Here is a 15818-nt window from a genome sequence, read left to right as displayed (position 1 = left end):
GATTATCAGCCCGCGATCTTGGAGAAATCCGCCACTTTTCCGGTGGCCGCACGTATCTGATCGAGCAATGCCAGACGATTAGCGCGGACATTCTCGTCCTCGTCGTTTACCAGCACCTTTTCGAAGAACGTATCGACCGGACCGCGCAGCTTGGCGAGCGCCAGCATCGCACCGTTGAAATCTTCACGGGCAATTGCAGCCTCGGCATCTTGCGAAGCCAGAGTGACGGCTTCAAACAATGCCTTCTCTTCCGCTTCGCGGAGAAGAGACGCACTCACGCTTTGCGCAACCTTCGTACCCTTCTTCTCTTCGGCAGCGAGAATATTGGCGGCGCGCTTGGTGCCAGCCAGAAGGTTCTTACCGTCTTCCTCATTGATGAAGACGATCAGCGCTTCCAGACGACGGGCAACCAGCAGCAGATTGTCGGCTTCCGGCGACAGTACGGCGTCGATGGCGTCGTAGCGTGCGCCCTCTTCCTTCAGATGCACCTTGAAACGGTCGTGGAGGAAGGACAGAAGATCGGCCAGCACCGGCTCGGACGATGCTTCCGCCTCGGCGCGAACCTGCTTTTCATAGCTGGCCAATGCATTGTCGACATCCTGCTCGCCGTCGACATCACCGGAGTTTTCCCCGGCAAGCTTGGCTTCAAACTCGCGCAGCTTGCGCTGGACCTGACCTTCTTTGAGCGCGGCAAAGGCCGAACGGAAGAGCGGCAGCAGCGGGAACTTCCATTCCTGCGACAGCAGGAGACGGATCACGCCCAACGCTGCACGGCGCAGTGCAAACGGGTCCTTCGAGCCGGTTGGCTTTTCGTCGATCGCCCAGAAGCCGACCAGCGTATCGAGCTTGTCGGCAAGCGCAACGGCAACCGAAACCGGGTTCTTCGGCACCACATCGGACGGACCTTGCGGCTTGTAATGTTCTTCAATTGCAGCTGCGACGGCTTCGTCTTCGCCTTGAAGCAACGCATATTTGCGGCCCATCGCACCCTGAAGCTCAGGGAACTCGCCGACAACTTCCGTGGTGAGGTCAGCCTTTGCCAGAACTGCCGCACGTGCAGCAAGCTTCGGATCGGCACCCACCAACGGCGCAATCTGCGCAGCCAGCTCGCGAATGCGTTCAACGCGTGCACCTTGCGTGCCTAGCTTGGCATGGAAGGTCACATTCAGTGCATCCAAACGCGCCATGCGCTGATCGAGCGGCTTTTTTAGGTCAAGACCGAATTTTTGCGCCGAAGCGGCCAGCTTGTCGAGGTCGGGCAGATCATGCTGATCGGTGTGCCAGAAATAGAGCGCATCCGACAGGCGTGCGCGCACGACCTTGCCGTTGCCATAAGCGATTTCCGTGCCGCCGTCGCGGGCGGCAATGTTCGACACCAGAATGAACCGGTTGGAAAGCGCTTGCGCTTCGCCCTGCTTGCGGGTGACGAAGCACTTCTGGTTGGCGCGGATGGTGAGGCGGATGACTTCCGGTGGAATAGCCAGGAATTCTTCCTCGAATTCGCCCATCAGCACGACCGGCCATTCGACCAGACCGGACACTTCTTCCAGAAGTCCATCGTCTTCGACCAGCTCAAGGCCGGAAGCGAAGGCGAGATTATGCGCGTCCTGCGAAATGATTTCCTTGCGGCGTTCGGCGTCGAGGACCACGAAAGCCTTTTCGAGCTTTTCGACATAATCCTCGAAGCGGCGCACCTTGATTGCCTGACCGTCGCTCAGGAAACGATGGCCATAGGTGACATTGCCCGACTTGATGCCATCGACATCGAAATCGATAACCACGGTTTCCTCGGTTTCGGGACCGAAGGTGCAGAGGATCGATTGCAGCGGACGCACCCAACGAAGCGAGCCCGGTTTGGCAGAAGCTGCACCCCAACGCATGGATTTCGGCCATGGGAAATTGCGGATCGTCTGCGGCACCAGTTCGGCGACGATCTCTTCGGCAGCGCGGCCCGGCTTCGTCAGATGGGCGACATAGAAATCGCCCTTCTTCGGATCGGAATGCACATGAGCCTGCGCCACATCCGTCAGACCGGCCTTGCGCAGAAAACCCTGAATGGCCTGTTCCGGTGCTGTAACCGACGGACCCTTGATATCTTCGTGCACGTCCTTGGAACGCACGGTGAGACCGCGAATATCGAGCGTCAGGCGACGTGGCGTCCAATAGGCGGTCGCAGCTTCATAGGTAAGACCGGCCTCCACCAGACCATCGGTAATCATCTTCTTCAGATCACCGGCAGCCTTGCGCTGCATGCGAGCGGGGATTTCTTCGGAAAAGAGTTCGAGCAACAAATCAGGCATGTTCTTTACTCGCCCTCACGCTTGAAATTGAAACCACCGGCATCCGTCAAAAGGAATGCCTCGCCGCACTGACGCGCAAGATTGCGCACGCGCAGAATATAGCTCTGACGCTCGGTAACCGAGATCACGCCGCGCGCATCCATCAGATTGAACACGTGGGATGCCTTGATGCACTGGTCATAGGCCGGGAAAACGCTCTTATGCATTTTATGATTGGCGTCAGGAGCAGGCGCACCGGCCTTCAGAATGGCCTCGCACTCGCGCTCGGCATCGATGAAATGCTGATGCAAAGCCTCGGTATTGGCCATTTCAAAGTTGTAGCGGGAATATTCCTGTTCAGCCTGCAGGAACACCTCGCCATAGGTAACCTTTTCATCGCCTTCGAGACCGTTGAAGTTGAGGTCGTAAACATTGTCCACACCCTGCACATACATGGCGAGGCGTTCGAGACCATAGGTCAGCTCACCGGAAACCGGCGAGCATTCGATGCCGCAGACCTGCTGGAAATAGGTGAACTGCGACACTTCCATGCCGTCGCACCAGCATTCCCAGCCGAGACCCCACGCGCCGAGCGTCGGGCTTTCCCAGTCATCTTCCACGAAGCGAACGTCATGCAGCGTCGGATCGAGACCGATGGCGCGCAGCGAACCGAGATAGAGATCCTGAAGGTTCGGCGGCGATGGCTTGATGATCACCTGATACTGGTAATAGTGCTGGAGACGGTTCGGGTTTTCACCGTAACGGCCATCCTTTGGACGACGCGATGGCTGCACATAGGCAGCCTTCCACGGCTTCGGCCCCAGCGAACGCAGCGTCGTTGCCGGGTGGAACGTACCCGCACCCACTTCCATGTCATAGGGCTGCAAGATAGCGCAACCGTGCTCCGCCCAATAGTTATGGAGCGTCAGGATCAGACCCTGAAAGGAACGGGTGGGATGCATATGTGCTGGCGACGTACTGGACACGGGGTCGGGCCTTGTAATTGAAATGATGGCCCGGTCTAATTTGTCCGTAACGCAGGGTCAAGCACAGGCTGCCAGTTTCGGTGTCACACCATCTTGAAACCGGCAGCCTGAAGCTCTTAGTCAGTTGTCGGCTTTTCTGGGGTCTTGTCGGACGGTGCAGCAGGCGCATTCGACGGCGCCGGAGCTTCCGGCTTTGCCTCATCGGGCTTTTTCTCGTCAGGCTTTGCTGCATCGGCAGAAGACTGGCCCGGAATATCCGGCAAGCCCTTCTTCAGCTTTTCCTCGATCTTGACCAGATCCTCCGGCTCAGGCTTGCCAGCGATGGCATGGTTCCACTGGAAGGTCGCTTCCAGAAGACGCCCGACACGCCAGTAGGCATCGCCCATATGGTCGTTGATCGTCGGGTCTTCCGGACGAAGCTTGACCGCCTTTTCCAGTTCGACCACCGCCTCGTCATACCGGCCCAGCATGTAATAGGCCCAGCCCAGCGAGTCGACGATATAACCGTCCTGCGGTCTCAGCTCGACCGCCTTCTTGATCATGCCCAGCGCTTCATCGAGATTTTCACCCCGGTCAACCCAGGAATAGCCAAGATAGTTCAGCACCTGCGGCTGGTCGGGATAAAGCTCCAGCGCCTTGCGGAAATTGGGTTCGGCCTTGTCCCATTGCTTCAGGCGTTCATAGGCAATGCCGCGCTGGTAGAAGACCGGCCAGTCCTTGCGTTCCGGCGTCTTGATCTGCTCCACCGCAGCATCATAAATCTTCGCCGCATCGGCGAAATTCTTGTCCTGCGCATAGACACCACCGAGCGCCAGATAAGTGCGCATGTCGGTCTTGTCGCGGTCGAGCAGAACTTTCAACTGCTTGACGGCTTCGGCAGACTGGTTGTTTTCCGCCAGATTGAGTGCGCGCTGCATTTCCGCATCACGACGATAAGGCGACTTCTCCGGCACGCGACCATAGTAGTCGATGGCCTTTTCCGGCTGGCGCAACTTGGCGGAAATATCGCCCAGCTGATAAAGCGTTGCGTCATTGTCCGGACGCAGCGGCAACGACATCTGCAGATAAAGCTTTGCAAAGGCTTCCGCGCCGCTGCGGTTGATCGCAGTGCCAAGCGTATAGAGTGCTTCGGCAGTACCTTCCTGAGCGGTTTTGATGAGGCGGCCATATTTCTCGCCTGCCTCGATCTTTTCGCGCATTTCGGTGATCGTCATGCGGCCGTTCAGAAGCTCGGCTGCATCGTTCAACGTCTTGATCGCACCTTCCTTGTCACCCTGACGAAGCTTGAAGGAGGCATAGGCCATCACGATGCGTTCATAGGTGTCGGGGGCAGCGCTTCCGCCGGGCCGGTCATCGATCGCCTGCTGGTAGAAATCACGCGCTTCCTGGTTCTGGCCAGCAAGATCGGCTATCAATGCGGAATTGTAGGTGCGGAACAGACCGTACCATTCCGGTCCCTGCATTTTCTGGATGTCGGCGAGCGCCTGCTTGGGATTGCCCTGCCCGACCTTTACCCATGCGCTCATGAAGCCGGTCGCGAGGCGATCCATATCGGATTGCAGCGACAGCATCAGAAGCGGCCCGACCTTGCGATATTGCTTGCGGTCGATGGCGTCGATCGCCAGCGCCACGCGCGAAAAACGCTCAATATCAGGGATGTTCTTCAGTTCTTCCGCCAGAGGCAGCGCATCCTTGAAGCGGCCTTCGGTCAGCAGAACCAGCAGCAAATCCTGCTTAATCTGCGCATTGCCCGGATCGAACGCCATGGCCTGACGATAGAAATCGACGGCGGTAGCGAGATTATTATCGGATTCGGCAGTGCGTCCGGCAAGATAGGCTCCGGCAAACGAACCGGCGCGGACGGGAGGCGGTGTGGGATCGGCTGTCGTCTTGGCCAAAGCGCCGCTTGTCGGGATAGCTATCCCCGCCAGAAGCGAGAGCAGCAAACCATAAAGCGGGCGGTATTTCGATCCTTGCCGCATAAAGCCCTATCCTCTTCTCAAATCCCTGTGGCAGATACCGGCAAGCAAACCCCAACTGGCTCAAAAGCCGGGCACGCTGTCTCTTTGCCGGAAAAGGCACCCCAAGCATGGCCTTTTTGGGATGGCGGGGCAAGAAAAGCATCCGTGATGGGATGCTTTTCCCGTGTATCGCTGGCCCGCAAGAAATGCTGGCCGGAGTTTGCGGCTATTGCCGGTCAGTTCACGCGGCTGATGCAGAAATCGATGACTTCGATCAGCGCGTCCTTCTGAGGCGTCGCTTTCAAAGGTGCCAAAGCATCGCGGGCAATTTCGCCGAAATGCCGCGCGCGCTGCACCGTGTCGGCAATCGCGCCGTGCTTCGTCATCAGGCCGATGGCCTTTTCAAGCGAGGCGTCATCGCTCGCACCGTCCTCGATCGCGTGCTTCCAGAAAGCGCGCTCATCATCCGTGCCGCGACGATAGCTCAGAATCACCGGAAGCGTGATCTTGCCTTCGCGGAAATCGTCACCGGTATTCTTGCCGAGATCGGCTGCCGAGCCGCCATAATCAAGCGCATCATCGACAAGCTGGAAGGCAAGGCCGAGATTGAGGCCGTAATCGCGCAGCGCCGCACGATCCGCCGCTCGCGCACCCGCAATGATCGGGCCGACTTCACCGGCAGCCGAAAACAGCGCTGCAGTCTTGGCCTTGATGACCGCCAGATATTCGTCTTCGGTGGTTTCCATGTTCTTGGCAGCGGCAAGCTGCATCACTTCGCCTTCGGCGATCACCGACGCCGAGGTCGCGAGAACGTCGAGCGCGTCGAGCGAACCGACATCGACCATCATCTTGAAGGCCTGCCCCAGAAGGAAGTCGCCGACGAGAACGCTGGCCTGGTTGCCCCAGATCATGCGCGCCGTGCTTTTTCCGCGACGCAGATCGCTTTCATCGACCACATCATCATGCAGCAACGTGGCCGTGTGCATGAATTCCACAGCGGTCGCGAGGCGCACATGACCGTCGCCTTCGTAGCCGAACATGCGGGCTGCCGCGAGCGTCATCATGGGACGCAGGCGCTTGCCGCCGGAGGAAATCAGATGATTGGCGACTTCCGGTATCATTTCAACATCGGACCCGGCCCGGGAAAGGATCATCTCGTTCACCCGCGCCATGTCGGCCTTTGTCAGATCGACAAGCGGTTGAACCGAGCCTTCCTGTTTCTTTTTACCGTCCAGATTCAGAACCACACCCAATGCCATTTCTCCTAGCTGCCCGGCCACATTATTGAAACGGACCGGATTGCTCAAGACGCAACTGCCCCCAAAGCGCCCTCAAAGCGATACTATTCCAACGCCTGTTCACCATTGAAGGAAGCTGTTGTCAATGCGGTGCATTCGCTACAAACTGATCAAATGATCGAACTTATCCGTACGAATGATTCCGTTCTGCTGTCCTTTGCCGAGGCCTTGATGAAGGAGGCCGGGATCGCTTATTTCATTGCCGACACGAATATGAGCATTATCGAAGGCTCTTTAGGCGTCTTGCCGCGCCGCCTTCTGGTCAGCGAAGAACAGGTTGACGAAGCACGGCAGATTTTGATCGATGCCGAGATTGAACACGAACTGCGCGATTGATGAATTCTGAAACACGTTCGGAACCCGAAGATGAAGCCGGAGAAACGCTTGATGTGTTTCATCGCGGGGCGTTTCATCTCATCCAGCCCGCATTGAAAGGCCATCGTTCCGGTGTGGATGCGATGATTCTGGCAAGTGCCGTTCCAAACGGCTTTGCCGGACGCGTTGTTGATCTTGGTAGCGGCGCAGGCGCTGCCGGACTTGCGGTCGCCTCCCGATGCCCGGGCACCAGTATCACCCTTGTCGAGCGCTCCGCCTTCATGGCGGGCTTTGCCCGTAAAAGCATTGCGCATCCGCTGAATGCTGCTCTGGCTGGTCGTATCAGCGTGATCGAGGCCGACGTCGCCCTAAGAGGCAAGGCACGCCTCGCCGCAGGACTGGCCGATAACAGTTTCGACTTCGCCATCATGAATCCGCCCTTCAACGAAGCGCGCGATCGCAGCACGCCCGATCCGCTGAAGGCGGAAGCGCATGTCATGCCCGAAGGCATGTTCGAACAATGGGTGCGCACTGCTGCAGGCATTGTTAAGCCTGGTGGCGGCATTGCCATTATTGCCCGCCCCGGCTCCATTTCCCCCATCCTTGAGGCTTTGTCGGGTCGGTTTGGCGGATTGAAGATCGTGCCTGTCCAGCCGCGTCCCGATGCAGCGGCGATCCGTATCGTCGTGACAGGCACGCGCGGAAGCCGCGCCGGTCTGTCGCTCATGCCAGCGCTCGTTCTCCATGGCAGCGAGGGGCATGGTTTCACGCGTCGCGCCGACGGCATCAATAACGGGCTCGACGCTCTTATTTAATATTAGGCTGTGCCAGCACGACCAGATTGCGGTCCGGATCGCGCAATCTCAGGATCGTCGTATACTCGGCGCTCTCGACATTTCCGGGGCGAATCCCTTCGAAGGAAAGCCGCGCATGCTCGACCCGCACGTCGCGGACAATGAGCGTCAGCGTTCCGTGCCCGGCTTCCACCGGATTCAGATAGAGCTGGAACCCGGCACCTGAACCGTGGTGCCACTCAGCCAGTCCCTGCATTGGTCGCGCATCGGGATTGCGATCGAAGATCGTGGCGAACCACTCCGTGCTGCGTTCGAGGTCGGTACAATTGAGCTGCGCGAAAATAGCCGTGAGCACCATCGCGATGTCCTCCCGGATCGGATAACACGGCAGCATTTCAGAAGTTCCGACAGTTCAGACCTGCCGATTTCGGTCCGAGCGGGTGATTTTGATTGAAACCCTATATTCGAGCCAATATTCCTAAAGCAGCAATTTTCGTTCTGCGGCTCCCCGCCGCCCTTTTCCGAAAAAGCGCAAACAACAAAACGACAAGAACAGGCAACGGGAACCAATGAACCACAGCCCAAACAAAAGCCGCCCGGTATCCATCATGCGGCGTTTTCTGGATAGCGAATCTGCCGGTGGCATAAGCCTGATGGCGGCGGCGGCGCTCGCGCTCATCGTGGCGAACTCTCCGTTCTCGCAGACCTATTTCGATATATTGCACACTCATATCGGTCCGCTCAGTCTGACAGACTGGATCAACGATGCCTTGATGGCGGTGTTCTTCCTGCTTGTAGGGCTGGAAATCAAACGCGAATTTCTCGATGGACAACTGGCAAGCTGGCCAAACCGCATGCTGCCCGGCATCGCGGCCGCAGGCGGTGTCATACTGCCAGCCATCATCTTTACTGCGTTCAACTGGCACGACCCCGCCAAGGTGCGTGGCTGGGCCGTGCCATCTGCCACCGACATCGCTTTTGCGCTCGGCGTTCTGTCACTTCTGGGGTCGCGGGTTCCTTCCAGCCTCAAGGTGTTTCTGGCGACGCTCGCTATCCTGGACGATCTCGCAGCCGTCGTCATCATCGCCATTTTCTATACGGCTGAAATCTCCATGCCATATCTCGGCGGGGCTTTCGCTGCCGCTATTGTTCTGTTCGTCATGAACCGGATGGGCGTGATGAAGCTCCTGCCCTACCTGATTGGCGGAGCAGCGCTCTGGTTCTTCGTGTTGAATTCCGGCGTTCATGCAACGGTTGCTGGCGTGGTGACGGCGCTGATGATTCCGCTGAAGCCCGCGCCCGGCAAGCCCGACGACATGACCTCGCCGCTGCATATACTGGAACACGCACTGGCCAAGCCTGTTGCCTTCATCATCGTGCCAATTTTCGGCTTCGCCAATGCGGGCATATCGTTCGCCGGTCTCGATGCCTCGGTGATGCGGGATACACTCACGCTTGGCATCATGCTTGGCCTTTTCATCGGCAAGCAGCTTGGCGTTTTTGGAGCGGCATGGCTCGCGATCAAGACGGGTCTCGCGCAGAAGCCGCTTGGGGCCACGTGGATACAGCTTTACGGCGTGGCGGTCCTGTGCGGGATCGGCTTCACAATGAGCATCTTCATTGGCCTCCTCTCCTTCCCGTCCGAACTCATGCAAGCGGAAACAAAGATTGGAGTGCTGGCTGGCTCGGGCCTGTCGGCTATCTGCGGCTATATTCTGCTGCGGCTGGTCACAAAACCGAAAAACGCCTGACGGGAACGATACTGCCGCTCGGAAAACAAAAATTCCGGGCGGTTTCCTTTGTGTTTCCCATATTGCTTCCTACATTCCGGCTGAGAGCCTGAATGGTTTCAGTTAGCAGGAGTTTGCCTTGCCCGGTTTATTGACGCGCCTTGTTCCACGCCGCTTCCGCCCGGTTTCCATCGAGATACCTGTCGTGCGACTGCATGGCGCCATCATGTCCGGTGGATCTGCATTCCGCCCGATGCTTTCACTGGCGTCGACAGCAGCAATCCTTGAAAAGGCGTTCACCGACAAGGAAGCGCCTGCCGTTGCCATTTCGCTCAATTCACCCGGCGGTTCGCCGGTTCAGTCCCGCCTGATCTACCGGCGTATGCGCGATCTCGCAGCCGAACATCAGAAGAAGGTCTTCATCTTCGTCGAAGATGTCGCCGCCTCGGGTGGCTATATGATTGCGCTGGCCGGTGACGAAATCATCGCCGATCCGTCATCCATCGTCGGCTCTATCGGCGTTGTGTCGGCCTCGTTCGGCTTCCCTGAACTTCTGAAAAAGATCGGTGTCGAGCGCCGCGTCTATACGGCGGGCTCCAACAAGGTGACGCTTGACCCGTTCCAGCCGGAGAAGAAGGCCGACATCGAGCGACTGAAATCACTGCAGCTTGAAATCCACGAAACCTTCATCGACATGGTGAAGGAGCGGCGCGGAACGAAGCTTGCAGAAGACAAGGACCTGTTTACCGGGCTGTTCTGGACTGGCATCAAGGGGCATGAGCTTGGCTTGATTGACGGGCTTGGCGATATGCGCAGCTTCCTGCGCAAAACCTATGGAGACAAGGTCAAGCTCAGGCTCGTGGAACAGAAGCGCGGTCTTCTGGGGCGCAAGATGCCCGGCGTTGATATGGCACTCGGTAATCTTGAACCGGCTTCCATTGCCGCGCATCTCGGCGACGGTCTGCTTTCCGTGGCCGAAGAAAAGGCGCTTTGGAGCCGTTATGGTCTGTAAAAAATAAAGCGAAGGCGAAAATCGGCGTCGATTTTCGAACCAAAGCTTTGAATTCCCTCGTTTCACCATGATATGGTGTCAGAAAGCGGGGTGGGCCGCTTCCCGCCCCTTCATGAACATCCGGCATTTCGGCGTTGCGATCTGGTAATCCGAAATGCAACCCTTAAGGACTTGAGGCCATGCCCCAGCTCATCTTTCTGCTGCTGATCATCGCCGCCGCCTGGTACGGCTACCGCTCGTTCAAGCGTGAAGCCTCGCGCGTGTCCCAGCGTGTGCGTCAGGCAGAAAAGGAAGCGCAGAACCGGGCTCATGGCACACTCGTGCAAGACCCCAAAACCGGCGAATATTACGTCAAGAAGGACTGACCTTTCCATCAGAAGCAGTTGCCGAAGAAGCGGCGCGGTGGCTTCCGTAACCGGACGGCCATGGTTTCTTTAGAGCGGTTCCTATTTTAACAGAATCGTCGGAACCGCTCTAACTATTTGTTTCATCGCATTTGCCTCACGCAAAACCGTTACAAACTTTTGCTGGAAATGCTCTATTCCCGGTCCATAACCAGAAATGACCACTTCCCCGAAAACCGAAAAAACCGCCAATGCCGGATTTTCCGGTGCCGTGACGCGACTGGCCCCGGCCAAGATCAATCTCGCGCTGCATGTGACGGGGCGTCGTGACGATGGCTACCATCTGCTCGATATGCTGGTCGTCTTTGCGCGTTTTGGCGACAGCGTTCGTGTTGAATTTGCGGAAAAAGACAGCTTCACTGTCAGCGGTCCTTTTGCAAAGGGCATACCGCTCGATGGCGGCAATCTGGTTCTCAAAGCGCGCGAGACCTTGCGCGAGCATGCGCAAAGGGCAGTGCCGCCCGTGGCCATTCATCTGGAGAAGAACCTTCCGATTGCGTCGGGCATAGGCGGCGGATCGAGCGATGCCGCAGCAACGCTGCTGGCACTTGATGCGTTGTGGGGCCTTGATCTCGGTTTCGACCAATTCGCCACGATGGGGCTTGCTCTTGGTGCCGACCTGCCCATGTGCCTGCATGGCGCATCAAAGGGAACACCATTGGCCGCACGCGGTATCGGCGAAGACCTGACCCCGGTTGCCGAATTTCCGGCCTTGCCCATGTTGCTCGTCAATGATGGAACCGCTGTCGCAACACCGGATGTTTTTCGCGCGCTCGACAAACGCGATCATCCGGCACTGAACCTTGCTTCCCATGCAGACATCGCCCCCCTTTGCGCCTATCTGCAAACAACCCGCAACGATCTTCTAGCGCCGGCGCTGAAACTGGCACCCCGGATCGGTGACAAGCTTGAGATGCTTCACGCAAGCGGAGCGCTCTACGCACAGATGTCGGGTTCAGGTGCCACCTGCTATGCAATCTTTGAAGACATGGCAGCCACCGAACAGGCAGCCGCACGCCTTTCAGCCGAAAGGCCTGACTGGTTCGTAATCGCGACCCAAAGCGTCCCGTCCCGAAAATAGTTTCTCGACGGCTCCCATCCAAAACTCCACAAAACTGCCCCATTGTTCACTCTCATTGGACAATATATTGGGACAGACTGTTCGCGCTTTTTGAACAAAAGGCCTCGTACAACAATTTCGTGAAGGCTGATATATAATGCAATTTATTGAATACATTCATTTATTTCTTATAAATCATCAATACTCCAGAAATTTGGCCGCACAAATGTGTGATTAAGAAAACATTTTCGTGACTGGAACTTTTCCTCACTGTCACCCATTTGAGATGCATCGGAACGACGAACAAAACGCCGCTCCACTTTCCAAGGAGATAGGAAAATGAAAAAGATTGTTCTTGCTGCCGCTGCCCTCGCTCTTAGCGCCGGTGCTGCTTTTGCTGAAAACCCACGCGTTGGCGAACCTGCCGATCTTTATGCAAACGACCGTACCCCGGTTGCTTCGCAGAAGGTCGACTACACGGCTCCAGCTTCGATCAGCCAGTCCTCATTCCAGGACGGTTCGGCTCATCGCTTCGGTGATGCATCGCCTTCGAGCTATCAGAACTAAGTTTTCTGAAAACTTAAGCGCATCCCGAAAAGTGTGAAACGGTTTTCGAACAAGATGCGCGCGGTACAAAAAGTTAGTGCAGGGCGTTGTCAAAAGCCTCCCAGCCGATGACGCCCCGATAAATTCCCAAGCTGGATATTCCTCCCAATCATTCAGCTTCCCCCAGTTATCTCCCCGATGGATGGCATGGTGCCACCCGGGAGCCCCGGAAAGGCTTCTATGCCATCCGAAGGGGCGATCATAAGGATTAAGAAAATGAAGAAGTTTGCTCTTGCTGCCGTTGCCGTTGCCCTTAGCGCCGGTGCTGCTTTCGCTGAAAACCCACATGTTGGCGAACCTGCCGATCTTTATGCAAACGACCGTACGCCGGTTGCAACGCAGAGCCAGAAGGTCGACTATACGGCTCCTGCCTCGATCAAGGCTCCGGTCTATCAGGACGGTTCGGCTCATCGCTTTGGCGATGCTTCGCCTTCCTCTTACCAGAACTAATCCGGCCAGAACTAATCCGGTCGGCATATCTGACGAAAAAGGCGAAGCTTCCAGCTTCGCCTTTTTGCTTTTCTTAGTCTTCGTGGGGCGGCAGAATGGGGTGCCTGAGGCGGGTTGGTCGCAAGCGCTGCGGAAGCTGGTCAAACGCCACGCCGTCGAGCAGCAGCGGTTTTACAATGTCCAACCGAACCAGAAGCCCGGCATCGAGTGTCGCCTTGTGACCGAAGATTTTACGGACCGTACCGAAGCCGCTGTCTTCCCGCAGTGAAAAGCGCGCGACACCGCCATCCTGATCCATATGGCGACGGAGGACTTCCTCCCACCCATCCTGCGGAACAGCGCCCGGCTTCAGCAAAAGCACCCATGGCGTGCGAATTTCATCGAGCGCCGCCTCAATATCCATTTCAGCATAAAAGGCACAGCCTGCACCCAGCGCGACGAGAGCGGTTTCGTCCGATGATCCCCGGTCGATGACCGTAACGCGGCGCAGCAAACCCTCCACGACAGCCGGTACCAAAGCCGAAAGCGTGTGGGCCAACGGTCTTTCAGAATTGAGGGTTTCGATAACGACTGACAACATGCGCGCTTCATATATCAAGAATACGTGAGCGGAAAGCTGTCACGCATATGTTCTTGCTTTGTTCCAAATCTTGCGATAGGAATAGATTCATCAAAGCAGAGTCGCATGGCAGCACGACACGCACAACAGAACGGTTTTTAGAGCGCATCCCGAAAAGTGCGAAACGGTTTTCGGAAAAGATGCGCGTAAAAACAAATGATTAGAGCGTCGATCAGATAGAAACGCGCTCTAAGCTGTTCCTCGGTTTGTTTTCGTCGTGATTGCGCAACGCTCGATGTTTCCATTCAGGGAGACGAAGATGGAAGTGATCCAGCAGGCAGATATCATCAAGCAGGCCGACAGGGCTGCCTTCGGTAGTGGGCGCGCGGATCACGCCAATGCGATGATCGGTGAGGCTGGCTTGCGCATCGATCACGCTCGCAGGCGCGGGCGTGGCGCGGGCATAAATCCGACCGGACGCTTTGAGCCGACGACGCGGCATGAATTCGATGACGGCTGGACCACGCTTGAGGAACTGCCGCCGTTCAAGACCGACGTGCAGATCGAAAAGCCGCGCACGATCATCACCCGCAACGATTCACCAGACATCAATTTCGACCGCTCGGTCAATCCGTATCGGGGTTGCGAGCATGGCTGCATCTATTGTTTTGCCCGTCCGACCCATAGTTACATGGGGCTTTCCGCCGGCCTCGATTTCGAATCCCGCCTGTTCGCGAAGCCGGATGCCGCGCGCCTTCTGGAACGCGAGTTGGCCAAGCCCAATTATCAGCCGAAAACCATCGCCATCGGCACCAACACTGATCCCTATCAACCGGTCGAGAAGAAATGGCGCATCATGCGCGAAATTCTCGAAGTGCTGGAGGCCGCCAATCATCCGGTCGGCATCGTGACGAAATCCGCCCTGGTGGTGCGTGACATTGATATTCTAAGCCGCATGGCCGAGAAAGGTCTGGCCAAGGTCGCCTTGTCGGTCACAACGCTTGATGCCCATCTGTCCCGCACGATGGAGCCGCGCGCCTCGACGCCGACACTGCGGCTTCAGACCATCCGCAAGCTGGCCGATGCGGGTGTTCCAGCGTCCGTCATGATGGGGCCGGTCATTCCGGGGATCAATGATCACGAGATCGAACGCATTCTGGATGCCGCCTATGCCCAGGGCGCGCGCGAAGCGGGTTATGTTCTGCTGCGCCTGCCACTCGAAGTAGCGCCTTTGTTCAAGGACTGGCTGCTGCGCAATTACCCGGATCGCTATCGTCATGTCATGTCGCTGGTGCGCTCCATGCGCGACGGCAAGGATTATGACGCCGAATGGGGAAAGCGCATGCGCGGCACTGGTCCCTATGCATGGCAGATCGGACGTCGTTTCGAGATTACCGCGCGCAAGCTCGGCTTCAATGCACGACGGCTGCAGTTGCGCACCGATCTGTTCGAACCGGTCGAAAAAGGAGGCAAGCAGCTTTCGCTGTTTTAGGAAAGACACCCAGCGAAAAGGTAAGCCTAACCTTGGGTTGGGGTCGTTTTCAAACTGCATACCCTATCAGTCGTCAATTCAGTTTCCGTCTGATTTGTCCTTCAGACGGAGGGGCTACCTGCTTTCACGCCACCGTCCTCGAGCAGGGCCCTTGCGGAGAATCGGAAGCAATGCGAGCATTGCCGCCAAATGAAACGCTCGGCTTCTGATTCTCCGCTCCTCTTTGATATCCCGCTCGCGCCTGACTTTTCTGAAGAGAAAAGACTGCTTTCGCGTGGACTAAAACACATCGCCGGCATCGACGAAGCCGGACGGGGGCCCTTGGCCGGTCCTGTGGTTGCCGCTGCGGTTGTTCTTGATATCAATGACCTTCCAGATGGCCTGGACGATTCCAAGCGTCTCACGGCTGCAAAGCGTGAAGCGCTTTACGAAACCATTTTGACAAAGGCCGTCACCGTTTCCGTGGCAAGCCTCAGCGCGCGAAGCATCGACGCAAGCGACATCAGGAAGGCCGCGCTGGAAGCCATGCGTCGCGCCTCTGTCGGCCTGACCCTGCGGCCATGCCACGCGCTGATCGACGGACGTGATGTTCCGCCGGGGCTTCCCTGCCCAGGTTCGGCGCTGGTCAAGGGCGATCAGCGCTCCGTTTCCATCGCCGCCGCCTCCATCGTCGCCAAGGTAACACGCGACCGGATGATGATCCGTGCCGGTGCCGTGCATCCACCCTATGGGTTGGAGATACATGCAGGTTACGCGACCGTGAAGCACCGCACCGCCATCGAAGCGGCTGGCCCCGTTCCCGGTATCCATCGCTACACTTTCGCGCCCATCAAAGGCCGTTATAGCGTTTAGAGCGCGTTTCGATCTGATTG

General features: G+C 57.3%; 16 protein-coding genes. 10 read left to right on the top strand and 6 right to left on the bottom strand.

From position 1 onward, the window contains the following. Positions 1-5 precede the first annotated feature (5 nt). The 4 genes from glyS to F9K94_RS13755 all read right to left on the bottom strand — a co-directional run bounded on the left by glyS (position 6) and on the right by F9K94_RS13755 (position 6479). A complete protein-coding gene (gene glyS / locus F9K94_RS13770; RefSeq protein ID WP_151646268.1) occupies positions 6-2300 on the bottom strand; it encodes a glycine--tRNA ligase subunit beta in 2295 nt (764 codons plus the stop codon). Between the two features lie 5 nt (positions 2301-2305). After that, positions 2306-3241, bottom strand: a complete 936-nt coding sequence (locus tag F9K94_RS13765; protein ID WP_061345098.1) for a glycine--tRNA ligase subunit alpha — start codon at positions 3239-3241, stop codon at positions 2306-2308. 140 nt (positions 3242-3381) lie between these two features. Beyond that, positions 3382-5247, bottom strand: a complete 1866-nt coding sequence (locus F9K94_RS13760) for a tetratricopeptide repeat protein (protein WP_151646266.1) — start codon at positions 5245-5247, stop codon at positions 3382-3384. 215 nt (positions 5248-5462) lie between these two features. Then, complete coding sequence (locus tag F9K94_RS13755; RefSeq protein ID WP_061345246.1) at positions 5463-6479, bottom strand: polyprenyl synthetase family protein; 1017 nt, start codon at positions 6477-6479, stop codon at positions 5463-5465. A gap of 159 nt (positions 6480-6638) precedes the next feature. On the opposite strand from F9K94_RS13755, the gene F9K94_RS13750 reads away from it, so the two are divergent. Further along, the gene (locus F9K94_RS13750; protein WP_061345245.1) at positions 6639-6860 is read left to right on the top strand and encodes a putative signal transducing protein; all 222 of its coding nucleotides are present in this window, start codon (positions 6639-6641) and stop codon (positions 6858-6860) included. Beyond that, on the top strand, positions 6860-7654 hold the full coding sequence (locus tag F9K94_RS13745) for a tRNA1(Val) (adenine(37)-N6)-methyltransferase (RefSeq protein WP_061345096.1): 795 nt from the start codon (positions 6860-6862) through the stop codon (positions 7652-7654). The genes F9K94_RS13750 and F9K94_RS13745 overlap by 1 nt, the downstream gene beginning before the upstream one ends. On the opposite strand, the gene F9K94_RS13740 is transcribed toward F9K94_RS13745, so the two are convergent. Next, the gene (locus F9K94_RS13740; protein WP_151646264.1) at positions 7647-7991 is read right to left on the bottom strand and encodes a VOC family protein; all 345 of its coding nucleotides are present in this window, start codon (positions 7989-7991) and stop codon (positions 7647-7649) included. The genes F9K94_RS13745 and F9K94_RS13740 overlap by 8 nt on opposite strands. A gap of 211 nt (positions 7992-8202) precedes the next feature. Between F9K94_RS13740 and nhaA the strand changes: the two genes are divergently transcribed. The 6 genes from nhaA (at position 8203) to F9K94_RS13710 (ending at position 12895) form a co-directional block, all read left to right on the top strand. Further along, entirely contained in the window at positions 8203-9384 is a 1182-nt protein-coding gene (nhaA, locus tag F9K94_RS13735) for a Na+/H+ antiporter NhaA (protein WP_151646262.1), read from the top strand. A gap of 118 nt (positions 9385-9502) precedes the next feature. Beyond that, on the top strand, positions 9503-10375 hold the full coding sequence (locus F9K94_RS13730) for a S49 family peptidase (protein WP_151646260.1): 873 nt from the start codon (positions 9503-9505) through the stop codon (positions 10373-10375). Positions 10376-10554: 179 nt separating this feature from the next. Continuing rightward, positions 10555-10740, top strand: a complete 186-nt coding sequence (locus F9K94_RS13725; protein WP_006466164.1) for a membrane protein — start codon at positions 10555-10557, stop codon at positions 10738-10740. A 196-nt stretch (positions 10741-10936) separates the two neighbouring features. After that, complete coding sequence (locus F9K94_RS13720) at positions 10937-11860, top strand: 4-(cytidine 5'-diphospho)-2-C-methyl-D-erythritol kinase (protein WP_151646258.1); 924 nt, start codon at positions 10937-10939, stop codon at positions 11858-11860. A gap of 318 nt (positions 11861-12178) precedes the next feature. Next, on the top strand, positions 12179-12406 hold the full coding sequence (locus F9K94_RS13715) for a hypothetical protein (protein WP_012090790.1): 228 nt from the start codon (positions 12179-12181) through the stop codon (positions 12404-12406). Positions 12407-12661: 255 nt separating this feature from the next. Beyond that, positions 12662-12895: a hypothetical protein gene (locus tag F9K94_RS13710; protein ID WP_061345244.1), complete on the top strand. Its 234-nt coding sequence runs from the start codon at positions 12662-12664 to the stop codon at positions 12893-12895. A gap of 73 nt (positions 12896-12968) precedes the next feature. On the opposite strand, the gene F9K94_RS13705 is transcribed toward F9K94_RS13710, so the two are convergent. Beyond that, positions 12969-13475 carry a glycosyl transferase gene (locus F9K94_RS13705; protein WP_151646256.1) on the bottom strand — a complete coding sequence of 169 codons (507 nt, stop codon included), beginning with the start codon at positions 13473-13475 and terminating at the stop codon, positions 12969-12971. A 298-nt stretch (positions 13476-13773) separates the two neighbouring features. On the opposite strand from F9K94_RS13705, the gene F9K94_RS13700 reads away from it, so the two are divergent. Both F9K94_RS13700 and F9K94_RS13695 read left to right on the top strand, forming a co-directional pair. After that, positions 13774-14946, top strand: coding sequence for a PA0069 family radical SAM protein (locus tag F9K94_RS13700; protein WP_151646250.1), 1173 nt, complete (start codon positions 13774-13776; stop codon positions 14944-14946). A gap of 189 nt (positions 14947-15135) precedes the next feature. Next, on the top strand, positions 15136-15798 hold the full coding sequence (locus tag F9K94_RS13695) for a ribonuclease HII (protein ID WP_151646247.1): 663 nt from the start codon (positions 15136-15138) through the stop codon (positions 15796-15798). Positions 15799-15818 lie beyond the last annotated feature (20 nt).

The sequence above is a fragment of the Brucella tritici genome (assembly GCF_008932285.1).
Lineage (GTDB): Bacteria > Pseudomonadota > Alphaproteobacteria > Rhizobiales > Rhizobiaceae > Brucella > Brucella tritici.
This window is presented reverse-complemented; position numbering and strand designations above follow the sequence as displayed.